Source organism: Streptomyces sp. NPDC050997 (assembly GCF_040660135.1).
In the GTDB taxonomy this organism is placed as follows: domain Bacteria; phylum Actinomycetota; class Actinomycetes; order Streptomycetales; family Streptomycetaceae; genus Streptomyces.
This window is the reverse complement of the sequence record NZ_JBFAGK010000004.1, coordinates 405,490-420,091: the sequence shown is the minus strand read 5'-3', so window position 1 is coordinate 420,091 and position 14,602 is coordinate 405,490. Positions and strand designations below refer to the sequence as shown.

At 69.8% G+C, this 14,602-nt stretch carries 12 protein-coding genes; 6 read left to right on the top strand and 6 right to left on the bottom strand.

Annotation, left to right across the window (positions count from 1 at the left end; genetic code table 11):
- Window positions 1-61 precede the first annotated feature (61 nt).
- From AB0H86_RS11860 to AB0H86_RS11835, 6 genes are all read right to left on the bottom strand, one after another.
- Complete coding sequence (locus AB0H86_RS11860; RefSeq protein WP_362436084.1) at window positions 62-1,483, bottom strand: BNR repeat-containing protein; 1,422 nt, start codon at window positions 1,481-1,483, stop codon at window positions 62-64.
- Between the two features lie 16 nt (window positions 1,484-1,499).
- Complete coding sequence (locus AB0H86_RS11855) at window positions 1,500-1,820, bottom strand: L-rhamnose mutarotase (RefSeq protein WP_362436082.1); 321 nt, start codon at window positions 1,818-1,820, stop codon at window positions 1,500-1,502.
- Between the two features lie 17 nt (window positions 1,821-1,837).
- Window positions 1,838-2,920 (bottom strand): rhamnose ABC transporter substrate-binding protein, encoded by a 1,083-nt coding sequence (gene rhaS, locus AB0H86_RS11850; protein WP_362436080.1) that lies wholly within the window; start codon window positions 2,918-2,920, stop codon window positions 1,838-1,840.
- A 116-nt stretch (window positions 2,921-3,036) separates the two neighbouring features.
- Window positions 3,037-4,032 (bottom strand): ABC transporter permease, encoded by a 996-nt coding sequence (locus AB0H86_RS11845; protein ID WP_362436078.1) that lies wholly within the window; start codon window positions 4,030-4,032, stop codon window positions 3,037-3,039.
- Window positions 4,025-5,065 (bottom strand): ABC transporter permease, encoded by a 1,041-nt coding sequence (locus AB0H86_RS11840; RefSeq protein WP_362436076.1) that lies wholly within the window; start codon window positions 5,063-5,065, stop codon window positions 4,025-4,027. Before AB0H86_RS11840 ends, AB0H86_RS11845 begins: the two co-directional genes overlap by 8 nt.
- Window positions 5,062-6,579 carry a sugar ABC transporter ATP-binding protein gene (locus tag AB0H86_RS11835; RefSeq protein ID WP_362436074.1) on the bottom strand — a complete coding sequence of 506 codons (1,518 nt, stop codon included), beginning with the start codon at window positions 6,577-6,579 and terminating at the stop codon, window positions 5,062-5,064. The genes AB0H86_RS11840 and AB0H86_RS11835 overlap by 4 nt, the downstream gene beginning before the upstream one ends.
- A gap of 236 nt (window positions 6,580-6,815) precedes the next feature.
- On the opposite strand from AB0H86_RS11835, the gene rhaI reads away from it, so the two are divergent.
- The 6 genes from rhaI (at window position 6,816) to AB0H86_RS11805 (ending at window position 14,587) form a co-directional block, all read left to right on the top strand.
- On the top strand, window positions 6,816-7,976 hold the full coding sequence (rhaI, locus tag AB0H86_RS11830; protein ID WP_362436072.1) for an L-rhamnose isomerase: 1,161 nt from the start codon (window positions 6,816-6,818) through the stop codon (window positions 7,974-7,976).
- Between the two features lie 151 nt (window positions 7,977-8,127).
- Entirely contained in the window at window positions 8,128-10,167 is a 2,040-nt protein-coding gene (locus tag AB0H86_RS11825; RefSeq protein WP_362436070.1) for a bifunctional aldolase/short-chain dehydrogenase, read from the top strand.
- Window positions 10,164-11,612 carry a rhamnulokinase family protein gene (locus AB0H86_RS11820; protein ID WP_362436068.1) on the top strand — a complete coding sequence of 483 codons (1,449 nt, stop codon included), beginning with the start codon at window positions 10,164-10,166 and terminating at the stop codon, window positions 11,610-11,612. The genes AB0H86_RS11825 and AB0H86_RS11820 overlap by 4 nt, the downstream gene beginning before the upstream one ends.
- Window positions 11,613-11,682: 70 nt before the next feature.
- Window positions 11,683-12,438, top strand: coding sequence for a (Fe-S)-binding protein (locus tag AB0H86_RS11815; RefSeq protein WP_362436066.1), 756 nt, complete (start codon window positions 11,683-11,685; stop codon window positions 12,436-12,438).
- Window positions 12,435-13,946 (top strand): LutB/LldF family L-lactate oxidation iron-sulfur protein, encoded by a 1,512-nt coding sequence (locus AB0H86_RS11810; RefSeq protein ID WP_362436064.1) that lies wholly within the window; start codon window positions 12,435-12,437, stop codon window positions 13,944-13,946. The genes AB0H86_RS11815 and AB0H86_RS11810 overlap by 4 nt, the downstream gene beginning before the upstream one ends.
- On the top strand, window positions 13,943-14,587 hold the full coding sequence (locus AB0H86_RS11805) for a lactate utilization protein C (RefSeq protein ID WP_362436062.1): 645 nt from the start codon (window positions 13,943-13,945) through the stop codon (window positions 14,585-14,587). Before AB0H86_RS11810 ends, AB0H86_RS11805 begins: the two co-directional genes overlap by 4 nt.
- Window positions 14,588-14,602 lie beyond the last annotated feature (15 nt).

Sequence of the window (14,602 nt, the reverse complement as noted above, 5' to 3'; positions counted from 1 at the left end):
AGGGTGAGGGGTGGCCGGGAGGCCCTCACATTACCGTCATCACACCGCGTATCCGGCCCGGTCACGCGGGGAGTGCGAAGTCGACGACGTGCAGCGCCGAGGGGGTCGTGCCGCTCGACTTCTCCTGGTACATGAACGACAGGACGTTGTCGGCCCTGACCCGCAACTCGTCGATCACGACCTCGCCGAAGGCGTTGAGGCCGCTGCCGTCGAAGAGGATCTTCCAGTCGGTGTATCCGGAGGCCGCGGACGCTCCGGCGATCCGGCCGAAGGGGAAGATCGCGTACGCGTTGTCGTACTTGTCCAAGACCAGTTTCGTACGCTGGCTGGAGTTCAGCGGGACCGGGATCTCGGTCTTCTGCCAGCTGCCGGAGGCGTTCCTGCGGAGGTGGAAGGCGCGGCCGTTGGATGTGCGGTCGGTGACGTAGTTGGTGGTGCACTGGCCGAAGCGGCCGGGGACGTAGCTGATGATCGCGTGCGGTCGGCCGGCCGAGTCGGTGGTCTGGCTCTCCTGGTTCATCAGGGAGTGGTCCGGGTTGAGCGCGTCGACGACGAGGCCCGTGTCGGTGACCGAGACCGTGTCGGAGCCGCCGGTCGTGCCGACGACGGTGCCCGCGTTGTTGCGCCAGGTCCGGCCGCGGTCGTCGGAGTAGACGTAGCCGGTGTCGTGGTTGGTGATGCCGCCGCCGTTGCACATCACGGCGCCGTTCTGCTCACGCCAGGTGAAGAAGGAGTGCAGTCGGCCGTTGACGTCGTAGTCGATGCCGTGCAGGTACATGTTGCGGGCCGTGCTGGAGCCATGCTCGCTGGTGTAGGTGCCGGTGGAGCCGGACCACGCGCCGAGCGCCGTCCAGCGCGAACCGTCGTACTCCGCGAGCGCGTTGCGGCCGTTGCCGGAGATCGCGACCCGGTAGCTGAGCTGGAGCTTGCCCTCGGGGGTCGAGACGAACTGGGGGTACGTGAACTGCGTGGTCAGCGCGAGTCCGTCGAGGGTCGACTGAGGTGCGCCGAAGCGGGCCGCCGACCAGCTGAGCCCGGACGGGTTGTCCATCAGCCCGGCCACCGACTTGACGTAGGTGAAGCCGTCGCTGTGCGAGTCCATGTTGAGGTGGAGGCGGCCGTCGACCTTGGAGACGCCCATGGAGATGACGTTGTGGGAGTCGCTGGCCTTGAGCGTGTGGCCGACCTGGAGTGTGGCCCAGGTGCCGCCGAGGACACGGCGGGCGACGACGGCGTTGCGGTCGGCGGTGTACCAGGCGGCGTACTGGTAGCCCTTGTAGGTCAACAGCCCGTTCTTCTGGAACGAGTTGTTGTTGACCAGTCCGTCGTACGACACGAAGAAGACGGCCTGGCTGTCGAGCGTGGTGGTTCCGGTGCGGGTGACCGAGGGGCCGGGGTCGGCGGCGCGGGCGGTGCCGGCAGCGAGGGCGGGGCTCACCACCGCACCGGCGAGGGCGGCGCTCAGGAGGGTGCGTCTGTTCATCTCGGGGACTCCGTTGTCATACGAGGTGGAACACTTCGGTGAGCGGTTTCATGGCCTCGTCGGGCCGGGCGCCGTCCAGCGATTCGAAGAACGGCGCCATCTCCGCCTGCCAACGAGCGTTGACGTCTGCGGCTTCCATACCGGCCTGGGCGGCTGCGAAGTCCTCGGTCTCCAGGTAACCGACGAGCAGGCCGTCCTCGCGCAGGAAGAGCGAGTAGTTGTGCCAGCCGGTGGCCGAGAGGGCTTCGAGCATCTCGGGCCACACGGCGGCGTGCCGCTCGCGGTACTCGTCGAGGCGGTCCGCCCTGACCTTCAGCAGGAAGCACACGCGCTGCATCAACAACCCTCCGGGGATCAGAAGTTGAACTGGTCGATGTTCTTCGCGTCGAAGACGGTCGGCTTGCCGAGGCTGATCACGCCGTCCTTGCCGATGGTGTACGAGCCCATGTCACCGGCCTTGAAGGTCTCGCCCTCCTTGCCGGTGATCTGCCCGGAGGACAGCGCCACCGCGGTACGCGCGGCGAGCTCGCCGAGCTTCGCCGGGTCCCACAGCTCGAACGCGTCGACCGTGCCGTTCTTGACGTACTTGCGCATGTCGTTGGGGGTGCCGAGGCCGGTCAGCTTGACCTTGCCCTTGTACTTGGAGCCGGACAGGTACTGGGCGGCGGCCTTGATGCCGACGGTGGTCGGGGAGATGATCCCCTTCAGGTTCGGGTGCTCCTGGAGCAGGCCCTGGGTCTGCTGGAAGGACTGCTGGGCGTCGTCGTTGCCGTACGCGACCTTGACCAGCTTGACGTTCTTGTACTTCGGATCCTTGAGCTCGTCCTTCATGAACTCGATCCAGGTGTTCTGGTTGGTCGCGGTCTGCGCGGCGGACAGGATCGCGATCTCGCCCTTGTAGCCGATCTGTTCGGCGAGCAGCTGCACCTCGGTGCGGCCCAGGTCCTCGGCGCCGGCCTGCGAGACGAAGGCGTTGCGGCAGTCGGGCTTGGTGTCGGAGTCGTACGTGACGACCTTGATGTCGTTCTTCATGGCCTGCTTGAGCGCGGTGCACAGGGCGCCCGGGTCCTGCGCGGACACGGCCATCGCGTCGACCTGCTGCTGGGTGAGCGTGTTGACGTAGCTCACCTGGCCCGAGGTGTCCGTGGCATTGCTGGTGCCGACCTCCTTGTACTTGGAACCCAGCTCCGTCAGGGCCTTCTCGCCACCCTTGTCGGCGGAGGTGAAGTACGGGTTGTTCACCGCCTTGGGCAGGAAGCCGACGGTCAGGCCCTTCTTGGTGGCCGCGTTCGGGTCGGCCTTGCCGGCGGCGGCGTTCGAGCCGCTCTCCTCCTTGACGTCGTCCTTGGAGGTACCACCGCAGGCGGTGGCGGCCAGGGCGAAGGAGGTGACGGCGGCGAGGGCCGCACAGGCACGGCGGATCGATGACTTGCGCATGGCGGGTCCTTTACGGAGGTGAGTACGGTGCGCCCCAAAGGGGCGCGGAGCAGTGTTGATATGCGGCTCCGCCGCGGGGCGCGACCAGCCACAACCGGCCCGCAGCTTTCAACGGCCTATCCAGCGGAGCGTGCCGCCCGCGCGATGGAGATCTGCCGTGCCACCCGAGGGCCGAGCACGGAGAGGACGAGCAGAACGCCGGTGACGACGATCTGCGACTGGGCGGAGACATCCTGGAGGCTCATCACGTTCTGCAGAGCGCCGAGCAGGAAGACTCCCGCGATCGCGCCGCCGAGCGTGCCCTTGCCGCCGTCGAAGTCGATGCCGCCGAGCAACACCGCGGCGATGACGGAGAGTTCGAGGCCGGTGGCGTTGTCGTAGCGGGCGCTGGCGTAGTGCAGAGCCCAGAAGACGCCGGTGAGGGAGGCCATCAGGCCGGTCAGCGTGAACAGGATCAGCTTCTGCCGCTTGACGCGGATGCCGGCGAACCGCGCGGCCTCCTCGCTGGCTCCGATCGCGAACACCGACCGGCCGAACGGCGTGGCGTGCAGGGCGACCACGGCGATCGCGAGCAGCACCAGGAAGGGGAGGAAGGCCTGCGGGACGAACGTGTCCCCGATGCGTCCTGCCGCGAAGTCCAGGTACTGCGTGGGGAAGTCGGTCACGGCGTCCGAGCCGAGCACGATCTGCGCGATGCCCCGGTAGGCGGCGAGGGTGCCGATGGTGACGGCGAGGGACGGCAGTCCGAGCCGGGTCACCAACAGGCCGTTGATCAGCCCGCACACCACACCGAGGAGCAGACAGATCGGGATGATCGTCTCGATCGTCATGCCCTCGTTCCAGAGGGCACCCATCACCGCGCCGGACAGGCCCGCCGTCGAGGCGACGGACAGGTCGATCTCGCCGGACGCCACAAGCAGGGTCATGGGCAGGGCGATCAGCGCGATCGGGAGCGTGTTGCCGATCAGGAACGACAGGTTGAGGGCGTTGCCGAAGCCGTCCACCGTGGTGAAGGACAGCAGCAGGACCACGATGAGGAGGGCCCCGACGGCCGCATCCCACCTTTTCAGGGCGGGCCAGCGGACGGCGCGCGCGAGAGCGGAGTCAGCCATGGCGGGCGTTCCTCTTCTTCAGTGCGGTCGCCACGCGCAGGGCCACGATCCGGTCGACCGCGATGGCGAGGATGAGCAGAACGCCGTTGATGGCGAGCACCCAGACGGAGCTGACACCGAGGGCGGGCAGCATGCTGTTGATGGAGGTCAGCAGCAAGGCGCCGAGCGCGGCCCCGTACACGCTGCCCGAGCCACCGGTGAAGACCACGCCACCGACCACGACCGCGCTGACCACGGTCATTTCGTAGCCGTTGCCGGTGCCGGAGTCGACGTTGCCGAACCGGGCCAGGTACATCGCGCCGGCAAGCCCGGCGAGGGCGCCACAGAAGGTGTAGGCCGCCAGGATCCGCTTGCGTACGGGGATGCCGGCGAGACGGGCGGCCTCCGGGTTGGAGCCGAGCGCGTACAGCTCACGGCCGCTGCCGAAGTGCTTGAGGTAGTACGCCGTGGCGACGAGGACCGCGAGCGCGATGAGCGCCAGGTACGGCACCGCGGAGAGGCCGCCGGAGCCGAAGTCGATGAACCCGTCCGGAAGGCCCGCCGCGGTGATCTGCTCGGAGCCGACCCAGATGGAGTCGATGCCGCGGATGATGTACATCGTGCCGAGGGTCACGACGAGTGCGGGCACCTGGCCGAAGCTCACGAGCAGGCCGTTCAGGAGCCCGAAGCCGATGCCGAGCAGGACCGCGAGGGCGATCGCCACGACGGAGCTGCCGCCGCCCTGGAGATATGTACCGGCCGCGAAGGCGCTGATGCCGAGCGTCGAACCGACCGACAGGTCGACGTTCCGGGTGATCACGACCAGCGACTGGCCGGTGGCGACCAGCACCAGGATGGTCGCGTTCAGCAGGAGGTCCTTGATGCCCTGCTCGGAGAGGAACTGGCTGTTGCCCAGCTGGGTGATGACGATCATCGCCAGGAAGACGACCAGGATGGCGAGTTCCCGCATCTTGAAGACGCGGTCCACCAGCCGGGTGCCACTGGACTTGGGCACCTCGGCGGTGGGGGCGGGATTGGGGGCGGTCACCGTCACGCGGCTGCCCTCCCGGTGGCTGCGGCCATCACGGATTCCTCGGTGGCGTCGGAGCGTGGGATCTCGGCGGTGAGCCGGCCCTCGTGCATCACGAGGACGCGGTCGGCCATGCCGAGGATCTCGGGCAGGTCGGAGGAGATCATCAGGACGGCCACGCCGTCGGCTGCCAGCCGGCTGAGCAGCCGGTGCACCTCGGCCTTCGTACCGACGTCGATGCCGCGGGTCGGCTCGTCGACGATCAGCACCTTCGGGCCGGTGGCGAGCCACTTGGCGAGGACGACCTTCTGCTGGTTGCCGCCGGAGAGCGTGTTGACGGTGTCGGCGATCCGCGCGTACTTGACCCGGAGCTTGACGGCCCAGTCGAGGGAGCGGTCGCGCTCGGCGCCGCGGTCCATCAGACCTGCCTTGACCGTCGTACGCAGTCCGGTCAGGCCGATGTTGCGCTCGATGGACATGTCCATCACCAGGCCCTGGGCGCGGCGGTCCTCGGGCACGAGGGCGAGGCCCGCGGCCATGGCCGTGGAGGGCGCGCCGTTCGTCAGCTTCCGGCCGTCGATCTCGACCTCCCCGGCGTCCCAGCGGTCGACGCCGAAGACGGCCCGGGCGACCTCCGTGCGCCCGGCGCCGACGAGCCCGGCGAGACCGACGATCTCGCCGCGCCGGACGTCGAAGGAGACATCGGTGAAGACGCCCTCGCGGGTCAGCCGCCGTACGCTCAGGGCGACTTCGCCGGCGTCGACGTCCTGCTTGGGGTAGAGCTCTTCGAGGTCGCGGCCGACCATGCGGCGTACGAGGTCGTCCTCGGTCATGCCGTCGATCGGCTCGCTGGAGATCCAGGCGCCGTCGCGCAGGGTGGTGACGCGCCGGCAGATCTGGAAGATCTCCTCCAGCCGGTGCGAGATGAACAGCACGGCCGACCCCTGCTCGCGCAGGGTGCGCACGACGCCGAACAGCCGGGCCACCTCGGTGCCGGTGAGGGCGGCGGTCGGCTCGTCCATGATCAGGACGCGGGCGTCGAAGGAAAGGGCCTTGGCGATCTCGACGATCTGCTGGTCGGCGATCGACAGGCCGCGGGCGGGACGGTCGGGGTCGAGTTCCACGCCTAGGCGCCGCATCAGGGCCAGGGTCGCCGCGTGCGTGGCCTTGTGGTCGATCCTGCCGAGCGCGCGCCGCGGCTGGCGGCCCATGAAGATGTTCTCGGCGATCGACAGGTCCGGGAAGAGCGTGGGCTCCTGGTAGATCACGGCGATTCCCGCATCGCGGGCGTCGCCGGGGCCGTGGAAGTGGACGGGCTCGCCGTCGAGGAGCACCTGACCTGCGTCCGGTCGGTGCACCCCTGCGAGGGTCTTGATGAGGGTCGACTTGCCCGCGCCGTTCTCGCCGGCGAGGGCGTGGACCTCACCGGGGAACAGCTCCAGGGACACGTCCCGCAGGGCGCGCACCGCTCCGAAGGACTTCGAGACGTCCTTGAGCGACAACACCGGGGCCGGACCCGCTTCGGACAGGTGGGTCATGAGGGGCTCCTCGACGGCGCCGGCGGAATCCGTCACAGCGTCGTGAAAGGTTTCAACTTGGTTGCCGGGACGTTAGGCGCGTCCCGCATGTCACGTCAATGGGTCCGTCTCGAAAAAGTTTCGATAGTCAAAGGTCACCGTCAGGACACGACGGAAGAGCTGTGCCTTACCTCTTGACACCCCTACGGGAGCCTCATAGCTTCACGCTCTGAATCGATTCATACAGAGGAGCCCCGATGACCGAGCTCGCCGCGGTGAAGTCCGCTCTCAGGACCCAGGCAGTCGAAACGCCGTCATGGGCGTACGGGAACTCGGGCACACGCTTCAAGGTGTTCGCCCAGCAAGGCGTTCCGCGGACACCGCAGGAGAAGCTGGACGACGCGGCGAAGGTGCACGAGTTCACCGGGGCGGCGCCCACGGTCGCCCTGCACATTCCCTGGGACAAGGTCGACGACTACGCCGCGCTGGCGAAGCACGCCGAGGACCGGGGCGTGCGGCTCGGCGCGATCAACTCCAACACCTTCCAGGACGACGACTACAAGCTCGGCAGCATCTGTCACCCGGACGCAGCAGTGCGGCGCAAGGCGCTGGATCACCTGCTGGAGTGCGTCGACATCATGGACGCCACCGGTTCGCGGGACCTGAAGCTGTGGTTCGCCGACGGGACGAACTATCCCGGTCAGGACGACCTCCGGGGACGCCAGGACCGGCTCGCCGAGGGTCTGGCCGAGGTGTACGAACGGCTCGGTGGCGACCAGCGGATGCTGCTGGAGTACAAGTTCTTCGAGCCCGCCTTCTACGCGACGGACGTGCCGGACTGGGGCACGGCGTACGCGCACTGCCTCAAGCTCGGCGAGAAGGCACAGGTCGTGGTCGACACCGGGCACCACGCCCCGGGCACCAACATCGAGTTCATCGTCGCCACGCTGCTGCGCGAGGAGAAGCTGGGCGGCTTCGACTTCAACTCGCGGTTCTACGCGGACGACGACCTCATGGTCGGAGCCGCCGACCCCTTCCAGCTGTTCCGGATCATGTACGAGGTCGTCCGCGGCGGCGGGCTCTCGTCCGAGGTCGCGTTCATGCTGGACCAGTGCCACAACATCGAGGCGAAGATCCCCGCGATCATCCGGTCCGTGATGAACGTCCAGGAGGCCACCGCGAAGGCGCTCCTCGTGGACGGGGCGGCACTGGCCGAGGCCCAGCGGTCCGGAGATGTGCTGGAGGCCAACGCCGTGATCATGGACGCGTACAACACGGACGTACGGCCGCTGCTTCGTTCGCTTCGCGAGGACATGGGGCTCGACCCCGACCCGATGGCCGCGTATCGGCGGTCCGGGTGGGCCGCGAAGATCGCTGAAGAGCGGGTCGGTGGGCAGCAGGCGGGTTGGGGGGCGTGAACGGCTGCATCGCGTCTGCCGGGTAATACCGGTTGCAGGCTGCGGGCCGCATGTGGCTGGTCGCGCCCACACGGCGGAGCCGCATATCGACACAGCCCCGCGCCCCTGGGGAAACGTACTCACCCTCCTTTGACGTAAGGACTGGAAGTTCATGGCACCGCACTCCGAAGCCGCCGCTCTCCTCGCCCGGTCCCACCGGCTCGGCGCCGATCCCCGCAATACCAACTACGCGGGCGGCAACACGTCCGCGAAGGGCACCGACACCGACCCCGTGACCGGCGGGGACGTGGAGCTGATGTGGGTGAAGGGGTCCGGTGGGGATCTCGGCACCCTCACCGAGGGCGGTCTTGCCGTGCTGCGGCTGGACCGGATGCGGGCGCTCGTCGACGTCTACCCGGGGGTGGAGCGCGAGGACGAGATGGTCGCCGCGTTCGACTACTGCCTGCACGGCAAGGGCGGGGCCGCTCCCTCCATCGACACGGCCATGCACGGCCTCGTCGAGGCCGCGCACGTCGACCATCTGCACCCGGACTCCGGGATCGCGCTGGCATGCGCGGCCGACGGGGAGAAGCTGACGACGGAGTCTTTCGGCGACACGGTGGTGTGGGTGCCGTGGCGCCGGCCCGGCTTCCAGCTCGGGCTGGACATCGCGGCGGTGAAGGAGGCCAACCCGCGGGCGATCGGCTGCGTCCTCGGCGGGCACGGGATCACGGCGTGGGGTGACACGTCCGAGGAGTGCGAGCGCAACTCGGTGCACATCATCCGGACCGCGGAGGCGTTCCTGGCCGAGCGGGGCAGGCCCGAGCCGTTCGGTCCGGTGATCGACGGGTACGAGGCGCTCGCGGAGGGCGAGCGGCGGGAGCGGGCCGCGGCCCTGGCGCCGTACGTCCGTGCCGTGGCCTGCCAGGACAGGCCGCAGGTCGGGCACTTCACGGACTCCGACGTCGTACTCGACTTCCTGGCCGCCGCCGAGCATCCGCGGCTCGCCGCGCTCGGTACCTCCTGCCCCGACCACTTCCTGCGGACCAAGGTCCGTCCGCTGGTCCTGGACCTGCCGCCGACGGCTCCGCTCGACGAGGCGATCGCCCGGCTGAAGGAGCTGCACACCGAGTACCGCGAGGAGTACGCGGCCTACTACCAGCGGCACGCCGAGCCCGACTCCCCCGCGATGCGCGGCGCCGACCCGGCGATCGTGCTGGTCCCGGGCGTCGGCATGTTCTCCTTCGGCAAGGACAAGCAGACCGCCCGGGTGGCCGGCGAGTTCTACGTCAACGCGATCAACGTGATGCGCGGGGCGGAGGCGGTCTCGACGTACGCGCCGATCGAGGAGTCGGAGAAGTTCCGTATCGAGTACTGGTCCCTCGAGGAGGCCAAGCTCCAGCGGATGCCGAAGCCCAAGCCTCTCGCGACGCGCGTCGCGCTCGTCACAGGTGCGGGCAGCGGGATCGGGAAGGCGATCGCGCGGCGGCTGGTCGCCGAGGGCGCGTGTGTGGTGATCGCGGACCTCGACGCCGGGAACGCCGCTCAGGTCGCCGAGGAGCTCGGCGGGGCCGACAAGGCCGTCGCCGTGACCGTGGACGTCACCTCCGAGGAGCAGATCGCCGACGCGTTCAAGGCGGCGGTGCTGGCCTTCGGCGGCGTCGACCTCGTGGTGAACAACGCCGGCATCTCCATCTCCAAGCCGCTCCTGGAGACCTCGGCGAAGGACTGGGACCTCCAGCACGACATCATGGCGCGCGGTTCCTTCCTGGTCTCGCGCGAGGCGGCCCGGGTGATGATCGCGCAGGAACTCGGCGGTGACATCGTCTACATCGCCTCGAAGAACGCCGTGTTCGCCGGACCCAACAACATCGCCTACTCGGCGACCAAGGCCGACCAGGCCCACCAGGTGCGGCTGCTGGCCGCCGAGTTGGGCGAGCACGGCATCCGTGTCAACGGGGTCAACCCGGACGGTGTGGTGCGCGGCTCGGGCATCTTCGCGGGCGGCTGGGGAGCCAAGCGGGCGGCCGTGTACGGCGTGCCGGAGGAGAAGCTGGGCGAGTTCTACGCCCAGCGGACCATCCTCAAGCGCGAGGTGCTGCCCGACCACGTCGCCAACGCGGTCTTCGCGCTGACCGGCGGGGAGCTGACGCACACCACCGGGCTGCACGTCCCGGTCGACGCCGGCGTCGCGGCCGCCTTCCTGCGATGAGCGCGACCGTCAAGTCGTACGCCGCGGTCGACCTCGGCGCGTCCAGCGGACGTGTCATGGTCGGCCGCGTCGGCCCCGACAGCCTGGAGCTGACCGAGGCGCACCGCTTCTCCAACCGGCCCCTCCGGGTGCCGGAGGGGCTGCGCTGGGACGTGCTCGGGCTGTACGGCGGTGTCCTGGACGGGCTGCGCGCGGCCGGGCAGGTCGACTCCGTCGGCATCGACAGCTGGGGAGTGGATCACGGTCTGCTCGACGCCGACGGGGCGCTGCTCGGCAACCCCGTGCACTACCGGGACTCCCGGACCGAGGGGGTCGCGGAAAAGGTGTGGGCGACCGTGCCCGCGCCCGAGCTGTACGCGGCCACCGGCCTGCAGTACGCCCCCATCAACACCCTCTACCAGTTGGTCGCGGCCCGCTCCGCCGACCAACTGGCCCACGCCAGGCGGCTGTTGCTCATCCCCGACCTGCTGACCTACTGGCTCACGGGCGAGCAGGGCACCGAACTGACCAACGCGTCGACCACCCAGCTGATCGACCCGCGCACGCGCGGGTGGTCGTACGACATCGCCTCCCGTCTCGGCATCGACCTCGGCCTGTTCGCGCCGCTGCGGCAGCCCGGTGATCCGGCGGGCGTGCTGCGGCCGGAGGTGCTGGAGGAGGTCGGGCTGAAGGGTCCGGTGCCGGTCACGGCGGTCGGCTCGCACGACACCGCGTCCGCGGTCGCGGCGGTCCCGGCGGGCGGCGAGCGGTTCGCGTACATCTGCACCGGCACCTGGTCCCTGGCCGGCCTGGAGCTGGCCGCGCCGGTGCTGACGGAGGAGAGCCGACTGGCCAACTTCACCAACGAGTTGGGGCTGGACGGCACGGTCCGGTATCTGCGCAACATCATGGGCCTGTGGCTGCTCCAGGAGTGCGTACGGGCCTGGGGGGAGACCGATCTGGGAGCGCTGCTCCTCGACGCGGCCAAGGTGCCGGCGCTGCGGTCGGTGGTGGACGCGGGGGACGCCGCCTTCCTGGCGCCGGGCCGGATGCCGGAGCGGATCGCCGAGGCGTGCCGCGCCTCGGGCCAGCCGGTGCCCGAGTCGCCCGCCGAGATCACACGCTGCATCCTCGACTCCCTCGCCCTGGCCCACCGCAGGGCCGTCGAGGACGCGCAGCGGCTGGCCGGCCGGCCGGTCGACGTCGTGCACATCGTGGGCGGCGGCACCCGTAACGCGCTGCTGTGCCAGCTGACCGCCGACGCCTGCGGGCTGCCGGTGATCGCGGGTCCGACCGAGGCGGCGGCCCTCGGGAACGTGCTGGTGCAGGCCCGGGCCCACGGACTCGTGGGCGACCTGGCGGAGATGCGCGAGCTGCTTGTCCGTACCCAGCCGCTGACCCGCTACGAGCCGCGGGGCGACCCGGCCCGGTGGCGCGAGGCGCAGGCCCGGCTCGCCCTGGGGTGACCGGGACTCCCCCCGGCTCCCGGCCCGGACTAGGCTTCACCCATCCGATGACCGACCACAAGGAGCCGCGATGCGTGTCGCCCTGTTCCTGACCTGCGTCAACGACACGCTGTATCCGGACACCGGGCGTGCCGTGGTGAAACTGCTGACCAGGTTGGGCGTCGAGGTCGACTTCCCGATGGCCCAGACCTGTTGCGGGCAGGCGCACTACAACACCGGATACCGGCATGAGGCGGAGCCGCTGGCCCGGCATTTCTCCGATGTCTTCCGGGACTACGAGGCGATCGTGACACCGTCCGGGTCATGCGGGGCGATGGTGCGGGAGCTGTATCCACGGATGGGTGAACGGGCCCGGGCCGAGGGGCGCGGGGGCACCCTCGCGGCCACCCTGGCGCCGGTGGTGCCGAAGACGTACGAGCTCACGGAGTTCCTGGTGGACGTGCTGGGGGTGACGGACGTCGGGGCGTACTACCCGCACACGGTGACGTACCACCCGACCTGTCACGGTCTGCGCGGGCTGGGGCTGGGCGACCGGCCCCAGCGGCTGCTCCAGGCGGTGAAGGGGCTGGACCTGGTCGAGTTGCCGGGCGCCGACGAGTGCTGCGGCTTCGGCGGTACGTTCGCGTTGAAGAACCCGGATGTCTCGGCGGCGATGGGCACGGACAAGGTGCGCAACGCCGAGTCGACGGGCGCCGAGGTGCTGTGCGCGGCCGACAACTCCTGTCTGATGCACCTCGGCGGGACGATGACCCGGCTGAGGACGGGCATGCGGCCGGTGCACATCGCGGAGATCCTGGCGAACACTCAGGAGGAGGCGGCGGTATGAGCGGCACGTTCGTAGGAATGCCTGTGTTTCACCCGTCCACCCTCCCAGCCTTCCCCGAGGCCGCGCACGAGGCGGTCGGGAACCAGACCCTGCGCGGCAATCTGCGCCACGCCACGCACACCATCCGCGCCAAGCGCGAGAAGGCCGTGGCCGAGGTGTCCGACTGGTCCGCGCTGCGGGAGGCGGGCAAGCAGATCAAGGACCACACGCTGCGCCATCTGGACCGCTATCTGGTTCAGCTGGAGGAGGCGGTGACGGCCGCGGGCGGCACGGTCCACTGGGCCGCCGACGCCGACGAGGCCAACCGGATCGTCACCGAACTCGTCCAGGAGACGGGCGAGTCGGAGGTCGTCAAGGTCAAGTCGATGGCCACGCAGGAGATCGGCCTCAACGAGGCTTTGGAGGCCGCGGGCATCCGCGCCTACGAGACCGATCTCGCCGAGCTGATCGTGCAGTTGGGCAAGGACCGGCCCTCGCACATCCTCGTGCCGGCGATCCACCGCAACCGGGGTGAGATCCGGGACATCTTCGCGCGCGAGATGAGCGAGTGGGGGCGCCCGGCCCCCGAGGGTCTCACCGACACGCCCGCCGAACTCGCCGAGGCGGCCCGGCTGCACCTGCGGGAGAAGTTCCTGCGCGCCAAGGTCGGCGTCTCCGGCGCCAACTTCATGGTCGCCGAGACCGGCACGCTGGTGGTCGTGGAGTCGGAGGGCAACGGGCGGATGTGCCTGACCCTGCCCGAGACGCTGATCTCCGTCGTCGGCATCGAGAAGATCGTGCCGACCTGGCGGGACCTGGAGGTCTTCCTGCAGACCCTCCCCCGCTCCTCGACGGCCGAGCGCATGAACCCGTACACGTCCATGTGGACCGGAACGACGGACTCCGAGGCCGCTGACGGGCCGCGGACCTTCCATCTGGTCCTCCTCGACAACGGCCGCACCGACACCCTCGCCGACGAGGTCGGCCGCCAGGCCCTGCGCTGTATCCGCTGCTCGGCGTGCCTGAACGTCTGCCCGGTGTACGAGCGGGCCGGCGGGCACGCCTACGGCTCGGTCTACCCGGGCCCGATCGGCGCCATCCTGAGCCCTCAACTGCGGGGTACGGGAAGCGCGATCGACGCCTCCCTGCCGTACGCCTCGTCGCTGTGCGGGGCCTGTTACGACGTGTGCCCGGTGGCCATCGACATTCCCGAGGTGCTGGTGCATCTGCGGGAGCGGGTCGTGGAGGGCGGCCAGGTGACACGGGAGGGCAACAAGGTGGTCCTCAAGCCGGCCAAGGGGCACGCCGCCGAGCGGGCGGCGATGCGCGCGGCACGCTGGGCGTTCTCGCGCCCGGGGGTGCTGCGCACCGGCCAGCGGCTCGCTTCGCGCACCCGTCGCTTCCATCCCCGCACCCTGCCCGGCCCCGGCAGCGCGTGGAGCGGCACCCGGGATCTGCCGCCGGTGCCGGCGGAGCCGTTCCGCGACTGGTGGCAGCGCACGCACGGCGGAAAGGACAGCGCGAAGTGAACAGCAGGGACCGGATCCTGGGCCGGGTGCGGCGCGCGCTGACGGACGTACCGCAGGACGACGCGCCGTACGAACAGGCGGTCTCGCGGGACTACCTGCGCGAGCACGGCGCGCTGGATGTCGAGCGGACGGTGGATCTGCTGGCCGAGAACCTGGCGGACTACCGGGCGATCGTGCACCGCACGGACGAGACGGAGCTGCCCTTGCTCATCAGGCGGCTCCTCGCCGAACGCGGGCCCCAGTACGTGCTGGTGCCCCCGGGGCTCCCCCCGGCATGGATGTCGGCCGCGGATCCGACCCGAGTCCACGACCGTGCCGTGAGCACGCCTCGTGAACTGGACACGGTCGAGAGCGTGGTCACCGGCTGCGCGCTCGCCATCGCCGAGACCGGCACCATCGTCCTGGACGGCTCGCCCGACCAGGGTCGCCGCCGGATCACCCTCGTCCCCGACCACCACATCTGTGTCGTACGGGTGCCCGATCAGGTCGTCTCCTCAGTGCCCCAGGCCCTCGAACGCCTCGACCCGACCCGCCCGTTGACCTGGATCTCCGGTCCGTCGGCGACCAGCGACATCGAGCTGGACCGGGTCGAGGGGGTGCACGGCCCGCGCACCCTGGAGGTGGTGCTGGTGACGGCCTGATCCGGCGACCGTCCC

Coding starts and splice junctions, on each gene's coding strand:
- AB0H86_RS11860 (WP_362436084.1), bottom strand. CDS start 1,483: ATGAACAGACGCACCCTCCTGAGCGCCGCCCTCGCCGGTGCGGTGGTG.
- AB0H86_RS11855 (WP_362436082.1), bottom strand. CDS start 1,820: ATGCAGCGCGTGTGCTTCCTGCTGAAGGTCAGGGCGGACCGCCTCGAC.
- rhaS (WP_362436080.1), bottom strand. CDS start 2,920: ATGCGCAAGTCATCGATCCGCCGTGCCTGTGCGGCCCTCGCCGCCGTC.
- AB0H86_RS11845 (WP_362436078.1), bottom strand. CDS start 4,032: ATGGCTGACTCCGCTCTCGCGCGCGCCGTCCGCTGGCCCGCCCTGAAA.
- AB0H86_RS11835 (WP_362436074.1), bottom strand. CDS start 6,579: ATGACCCACCTGTCCGAAGCGGGTCCGGCCCCGGTGTTGTCGCTCAAG.
- rhaI (WP_362436072.1), top strand. CDS start 6,816: ATGACCGAGCTCGCCGCGGTGAAGTCCGCTCTCAGGACCCAGGCAGTC.
- AB0H86_RS11825 (WP_362436070.1), top strand. CDS start 8,128: ATGGCACCGCACTCCGAAGCCGCCGCTCTCCTCGCCCGGTCCCACCGG.
- AB0H86_RS11820 (WP_362436068.1), top strand. CDS start 10,164: ATGAGCGCGACCGTCAAGTCGTACGCCGCGGTCGACCTCGGCGCGTCC.
- AB0H86_RS11815 (WP_362436066.1), top strand. CDS start 11,683: ATGCGTGTCGCCCTGTTCCTGACCTGCGTCAACGACACGCTGTATCCG.
- AB0H86_RS11810 (WP_362436064.1), top strand. CDS start 12,435: ATGAGCGGCACGTTCGTAGGAATGCCTGTGTTTCACCCGTCCACCCTC.